Source organism: Pseudomonas sp. 31 R 17, from assembly GCF_900004915.1.
In the GTDB taxonomy this organism is placed as follows: Bacteria; Pseudomonadota; Gammaproteobacteria; order Pseudomonadales; family Pseudomonadaceae; genus Aquipseudomonas; species Aquipseudomonas orientalis_A.
In genome coordinates, this window is sequence record NZ_CVTN01000078.1 from 32,754 (window position 1) to 38,793 (window position 6,040).

At 64.2% G+C, this 6,040-nt stretch carries 6 protein-coding genes; all 6 read right to left on the reverse strand.

Going from position 1 to position 6,040, the window contains the following annotated elements:
• Positions 1 to 246: 246 nt before the first annotated feature.
• From BFP89_RS21140 to BFP89_RS21165, 6 genes are read right to left on the reverse strand one after another with little or no spacing between them, the layout of a single operon-like run.
• Positions 247 to 1,080, reverse strand: a complete 834-nt coding sequence (locus BFP89_RS21140) for a phosphodiesterase (protein ID WP_065887402.1) — start codon at positions 1,078 to 1,080, stop codon at positions 247 to 249.
• Between the two features lie 9 nt (positions 1,081 to 1,089).
• Entirely contained in the window at positions 1,090 to 2,121 is a 1,032-nt protein-coding gene (locus tag BFP89_RS21145) for an ABC transporter ATP-binding protein (RefSeq protein WP_065887403.1), read from the reverse strand.
• Positions 2,118 to 2,912, reverse strand: coding sequence for an ABC transporter permease (locus tag BFP89_RS21150; RefSeq protein ID WP_065887404.1), 795 nt, complete (start codon positions 2,910 to 2,912; stop codon positions 2,118 to 2,120). Before BFP89_RS21150 ends, BFP89_RS21145 begins: the two co-directional genes overlap by 4 nt.
• Positions 2,909 to 3,727, reverse strand: coding sequence for an ABC transporter permease (locus tag BFP89_RS21155; protein WP_065887405.1), 819 nt, complete (start codon positions 3,725 to 3,727; stop codon positions 2,909 to 2,911). The genes BFP89_RS21150 and BFP89_RS21155 overlap by 4 nt, the downstream gene beginning before the upstream one ends.
• Positions 3,728 to 4,732, reverse strand: a complete 1,005-nt coding sequence (locus BFP89_RS21160; RefSeq protein WP_065887406.1) for an ABC transporter substrate-binding protein — start codon at positions 4,730 to 4,732, stop codon at positions 3,728 to 3,730.
• Positions 4,716 to 5,735 (reverse strand): LacI family DNA-binding transcriptional regulator, encoded by a 1,020-nt coding sequence (locus BFP89_RS21165; RefSeq protein WP_065887407.1) that lies wholly within the window; start codon positions 5,733 to 5,735, stop codon positions 4,716 to 4,718. The genes BFP89_RS21160 and BFP89_RS21165 overlap by 17 nt, the downstream gene beginning before the upstream one ends.
• Positions 5,736 to 6,040 lie beyond the last annotated feature (305 nt).

Here is a 6,040-nt window from a genome sequence, read left to right on the forward strand (position 1 = left end):
GAGCGTTTTGCTTACTTTTGCGCTTTTCAAAAGTGAGCCGCTGTAAAAGCGGAACCATTAGCAGCCGTTACCTAAATAATGGATATGTACTCGGTCTGATCCAAGATACTGGCTGGCCCTGAGGCCGCCATCGGGGGCAAGCCCCCTCCCACATTGGACCGAGGCGTATCAGGTCCGGCCACGCGCTCGAGTTTTTTGTGTAGATACACAGGCTCCCACAGTGATTACATCAGCTGAATCAAAACCTCAGTCAATCAACCCATGCGCGTCATAGAACGGATACGGCCCCGGATAATCCCCGAACACGCCGTTATGGCTGATCAAACCCTGTTGCGCATCCCAGCGATGCAACAGATAGCCCGCCGGCTCCAGGTTGAAATGCGCGGGCGCCGCGTCCTGCAAATCCAGCACGATCTGGTGGGACGTGCCGGGGCATACACAACTGAGGCTGGCACCGAAACGGCGCTGCATCGGCCGGTGCAGATGCCCGCACAACAGGCGCTCCACCTGCGGGTGGCGTGCCACCACGCGCTCCAGGGCGGCGGCGTTGATGAAGGGTTCGCGGTCCATATGACCGATACCGCTGATAAACGGCGGGTGATGCAGGATCAGCAAGGTCGGCGCCTGCGGGCGCAGCGCCAGTTGCTCATCGAGCCAGTGCAACTGGCTGTCCAGCAACTGGCCGCCATGGCTGCCGGGGATGGTGGAGTCGAGGCCGATCAGGCGCAGCGGATGCGTGTCTACGACCCAGTCCAGCGGGCCCTCTGCCGATAACGGCAAGTAGGCATGATCGCCGAACGCATCGAGCAACGGCCCGCGCGCGTCATGGTTGCCGGGCACCAGGTAGCACGGCATGTGCAGGCGCGCGAGTTCAGGGTGCAGCACAGCGTATTCATCGGCGCGGCCGAAGTCCACGAGGTCGCCGCTGATCACCACGATGTCAGGCCGTGGTTGGCTGGCGTTCAGGTGATCGACGGCGCGGCGCAGCGCGCCCAGGGTGTCAACCACGCCATAGGTGAGGCGCTGGCCGGCCTTGAGGTGCAGGTCGCTGATCTGTGCAACGATAAACGGACGATTCACAGTGGATTCTCACGCATTCAGGGTGAACAACATGTGCGGCGCAATCGCCAGGGCAATCGGCGCGCCGACGACGTACAGCTGGTTGTCGCTGCTGTCGACCAGCAACGGTTGCGGGCCGCCCACGTCCACCAGCAAACGGCTCTGCGCGCCCTGGAAGAACTGCGCCAGCAGACGCCCGTGCAAGTGCCCTTCGCTCTCCATCACCCGCAGATGTTCGGGGCGGCAATACAAGGTGTCGGGCTGGTCGGTGCCATGCCACGGCAGTTCGCCGCCGCAGACTTTCAAGCCCTTGGGCGACGACCCGCTCACGGCGAAGGCGTTGAGGTTGCCGACAAAGCCTGCGACAAACGCGTTGGCCGGCTTCTGGTAAATGTCCCGTGGGCTGGCCAGTTGTGCGATGCGTCCGTGCTCCATCACCAGGATGCGGTCGCCCAGGGCCATGGCCTCGCCCTGGTCGTGGGTGACGAACACCGAGGTGATGCCAAGGCCGCGCAGCAGTTCGCTCAGCTCACTGCGCAGGCGCTCGCGCAGTTGTGCGTCGAGGGCCGCCAGGGGTTCGTCCAGCAGCAGCACTTTCGGGCGTGGCGCGAGGGCGCGGGCCAGGGCGACGCGCTGGCGCTGGCCGCCGGAGAGTTCATGGATGCTGCGCTTGCCGTGCTGCTGCAACCCCACCAACTCAAGCAGTTCTTCGCAGCGCTTGTGGCGCTCTCGCGGCGCCATCCCTCGAATCTTCAAGCCGTAGACAATGTTGCCGGCCACATCCAGGTTGGGAAACAGCGCGTAGTTCTGAAACACCATGCCCACATCGCGGCGCTCGATGGGCAGGCGGGTCACGTCCTGATCACCGAAAAACACCTGGCCCACGTCCGGGCGTTCCAGGCCGGCGATCAAGCGCAACGTGGTGGTTTTGCCGCAGCCGGACGGTCCGAGGATCGCCAGGGTTTCGCCGCCTTCGACGGTCAGGTCCAGGTCATGCACGGCCACGGTGCCGTCGGCGAACGCCTTGCGACAGCCTTGCAGGCCAATAGTAATAGCGGTCATCGACGCTCTCCACGGGACAAACGGGCACTGATGGCCTGCAGCGCAATCAGCAGCGGCACGATCATCAGCAGGAAGATAAGGGTGTAGGCACTGGCGATTTCCAGGCGCGCCGAGGCGTAGCTGTCGGCGAGGCCCACCGGCAGGGTCTTGGTCATCGGCGTGTGGAGCATCCAGGTCAGGTTGAATTCACCCAGGCTCAGGGTGACCACCATCAGTACGCCGGCCAGGATCCCCGCCCGGCAATTGGGCACTACCACGCTGAAAAAGCGCTTGATCGGACCGGCACCGAGGCTGGCGGCAGCTTCTTCCAATACCGGCAGTTGCTGGCGCTGCATCACCGCCATCACCGGGCGTACCAGGAACGGCAAGGTGAACAGCACATGGCCGACGAGGATGAACAGCCAACTGCTGCGAAAGCTGCCGAACTGGCCGTACGTCAGCAGCAGCGCCAACGCACTGGCCAACCCTGGCATCGCCACCGGCAACACCATCAGTTCTTCGAAGGCGCGACTGAAACGGTTGTTCATGCGCACCAGGGCATAGGCCGCCGGCACACCGATCACGCAGACGCACACCGCGCAGGCCAGGGCCAGTTGCAGCGAGAGCCACACAGTGGGTGAATAGGCTTGCCACACCTGGATCAACCAGTCGAAGGTCAAGCCGCTGGAAACGCCGACAAAGAAGTTGCGTGTCAGCCCGGCCAGCAGCGACAGCAGCACCGGTACCAACATGAAGGCGCACACCAGCAGGGTAAACAGCAGTTGCAGCACAAACAGCGATGAGCGCTTCACAGCACAGTCCCCGAATTTTTCACCAGGCGCCGCGTGAGCAGCAGCACGGCCCAGGTCACCGCGCCAAGCACCACCGACAGCGCAGCGGCGACGGCAAAGTTGGCGTAATTGGTGAACACGTTATAGATCGCCACGGGCGTGACGTTAAGCCGTGTGCCCAGAGTGAACGCCGTGCCGAACGCGCCCATGGACGTGGCAAAACAGATCGCACCGCACGACGCCAGCGCCGGCGCCAGGCCCGGCACGATCACATCGCAGACCACGCGCCAGTGCCCTGCCCCCAGTGAATGCGCGGCCTCCTCCAGGCTGCGGTCGAGGCTTTCGCAGGCAGCCATCACCGTCAGAATTACCCGGGGAATCGAGAAGTACAGGTAGCCCACGAACAGCCCCGCCAGCGAGTAGGCAAAGATCCAGCGCTCACCGGCCAGTTGCAGGCCCAGCGCGGCAAACAGTCCCTGGCGGCCCGCCAGCAGGATCACCAGGAACCCCACCACCACCCCTGGAAACGCCAGCGGGAACGTGAGCAATGCCACCAGCGCCGAGCGCCCGAAGAACTGTTGCCGGGCGAGGAAGACACCGCTGATGCCGCCGATCACCAGCGCGACCAGCGTCACCACCCCTGCCAGGATCAGGGTTTGTCCCAGGCTGCCCAAATACTGCGCACTGCTGAGCACCTGCCAGTAGCCGCTGCCGCTGCCATCGCGGCTCGCGGCGCCGAGCACCATCAGGTGCGCCAGCGGCAACAGCCAGAACGCGAGCAGCACCGCGAAGGCCGGGGCCAGTGCCCAGGCGGCGTGTTTTGCCGATGTCGCCACTTACTTGACCTCGTTCAGGTAACGGGCGGCGAAGGCTTCCTGCACAGCGGCCATTTTTTCGTAGTCCACGACACCGGCGCGGGCATAGTCGCTGTCCGGGAGGAACTGTGCGGCGACGTCCGCCGGCATTTTCATCGGCCGCACCGGGCGCAGGTAGGCTTTGGCCCACAGTGCCTGGCCCTCGTCCGAGAGCACGAAGTCGAGGACTTTTTCCGCGTTCGCACGGTGTGGTGCGTTGGCGACCAGGCTCATGACGTAGGGCACGCTGATGCTGCCTTCCTGCGGAATCACGAAGGCGACATTGGCCTGGTCTTTGTAGCGGGCGCGGTAGGCGTTGAAGTCGTAGTCGACCAGGATCGGCAACTCGCCGGACAACACCCGTGCGTAGGCGGTCTGCTTGGGCACGATGGGGCTGTTTTTTGCCAGTTTGCGAAAGTAGTCGATGGCCGGGGCGAAGTTGTCCAGGTCACCGCCCATGGCGCGGTTGATCGCCACCGCCGACACGTAGCCGACAAAGGCGCTGGACGGATCGAGGTAACCGACCATGCCTTTGTACTCAGGCTTGAGCAGGTCGGCCCAGCTTTGCGGCACCGGCAGACCGCCGAGCGCGTCGACGTTGACCATGATGCCCAGGGTCCCGGAATGGATCGCGAACCAATGGCCGGCGGGGTCTTTCAGGCCGGCGGGAATCTGCTCCCAGGCCTTGGGTTTGTAGGTGTCGACCACCTCGGCTTTTTGCGCCTGCAGGCCGAAGGTGACGCCGTAGTAAACGACGTCGGCCACCGGCGCGGCTTTTTCCGCCACCAACTGCGCCAGGGACTGGCCGGAGTTTTTGTTGTCCAGCGGCACCTGCACGCCGGTGCTGGCGGCGATGGCCTTGAGCTGGGTGCCCCAATCGGCCCAGTCCGGCGGACAGTTGTAGCAAATCGCAGTGTCGGCGGCCTGGGCCAGGCTGGCCGCACCGCACAGCAGCAGGGCTGCCAGGGTTTTACTGAGTGCGCGCATCAAGGGTCTCCTCATGGGGCTGGGTACTTTCGCCTGGCCGGATATGGCAAGGCAGGCAATGGGACGTCGGGGCGTTGCCGGCGATTTGCGCCAGCAGTTGGTCAATCACGGTGCTGGCCAGCAGTGCAATGGGCTGCACCACGCTGCACAGGGTCGGGTGCATCTGGGTGCCGAGGCTGATGCCATCGAAGCCCATCACAGACAGTTGCCCGGGCACGTTCCAGGCGTTGCGGCGCAATTCGGCAATCAGGCTGATCGCCAGGAAGTCGTTGGAACACACCAACGCCGTGGGCGCGTCGGGGCTCTTGAGAAACGGCGCGATCGCCGTGAACTCGGCCTGGGTGTGGGCCGGCATTTCGATCACCGGGCGGCTCTTGAGACCGTACGCTTCCATCGCCTCGCAATACCCCGCATGCCGCAGACGGGCACGGTCGGACTGCAACGCGGGGCCGGCGACCATGCTGATCCGGCGGTGCCCGGCGTCCAGCAGATACCGCGTGGCCAGGGCCATGCCCGCGCGGTTGTCGACCGACACGGCGCTGTAGTTGGGGTTGCTCGGCTGATGGTAGGCCAGCACGAAGGGTGTCTTTTCGGTGTTCAGGCTGCTGAGCACGGCATTGCTTTCGGCATCGGTGACCGTCAGCACCAGACCGTCGACGCGCTGGCGCAACAGTTCTTCCACCACCGTGCTTTCGCGCTCGCTGCTGTAATCGGTAGTGGCCAGCACCAGGCTGTAGCCCCGAGACCGCGCGGCGCGCTCCATGGCCTGGAACTGCTCGGCGAACACCGGGTTGAGCAGGTTGGGCACCACGACGCCGATCAGTTGGGTGGTCTGCAGGCGCAACTGGCGGCCCAGCAGGTTCGGCCGGAAACCCAACTCTCGGGCGGCGGCGAACACCTGCTCACGGGTGACCGGGCGCACCTGGTCCGGCGAAGCAAAAGTGCGGGCGGCGGTGGCGCGGGACACGCCGGCCAGGCGTGCTACGTCTTTCAGGTCAGTCATTGGGGCTCGCTTGAGATCGATCTCATTGGCGAGGACATTAGCGAGGGAATGTGGCAGGAAGGTGGTGGAAAGATGACGGTTTGATGTCAGTGCCCCGACTGCACATCGCGCTCAATGTGGGAGAGGGCTTGCCCCCGATGGCGGCCTCTGGGCCGGCCGGGATGGGGGATTGGATTGAGTACATATCCGTTTCTGCGGTCACGGCTACTTAGGGTTCCGCTTTTACAGCGGGTCACTTTTGGAAAAGAGCCCCAAAAGTAACCAAAAGGGCTCTTGCCCCACCACTCGGCACCTCGCCCAGGCTC

What these genes read in the sequence shown, in the direction of transcription:
- BFP89_RS21145 (WP_065887403.1), bottom strand. Translation starts at nt 2,121, where the DNA reads ATGACCGCTATTACTATTGGCCTGCAAGGCTGTCGCAAGGCGTTCGCC.
- BFP89_RS21160 (WP_065887406.1), bottom strand. Translation starts at nt 4,732, where the DNA reads ATGCGCGCACTCAGTAAAACCCTGGCAGCCCTGCTGCTGTGCGGTGCG.
- BFP89_RS21165 (WP_065887407.1), bottom strand. Translation starts at nt 5,735, where the DNA reads ATGACTGACCTGAAAGACGTAGCACGCCTGGCCGGCGTGTCCCGCGCC.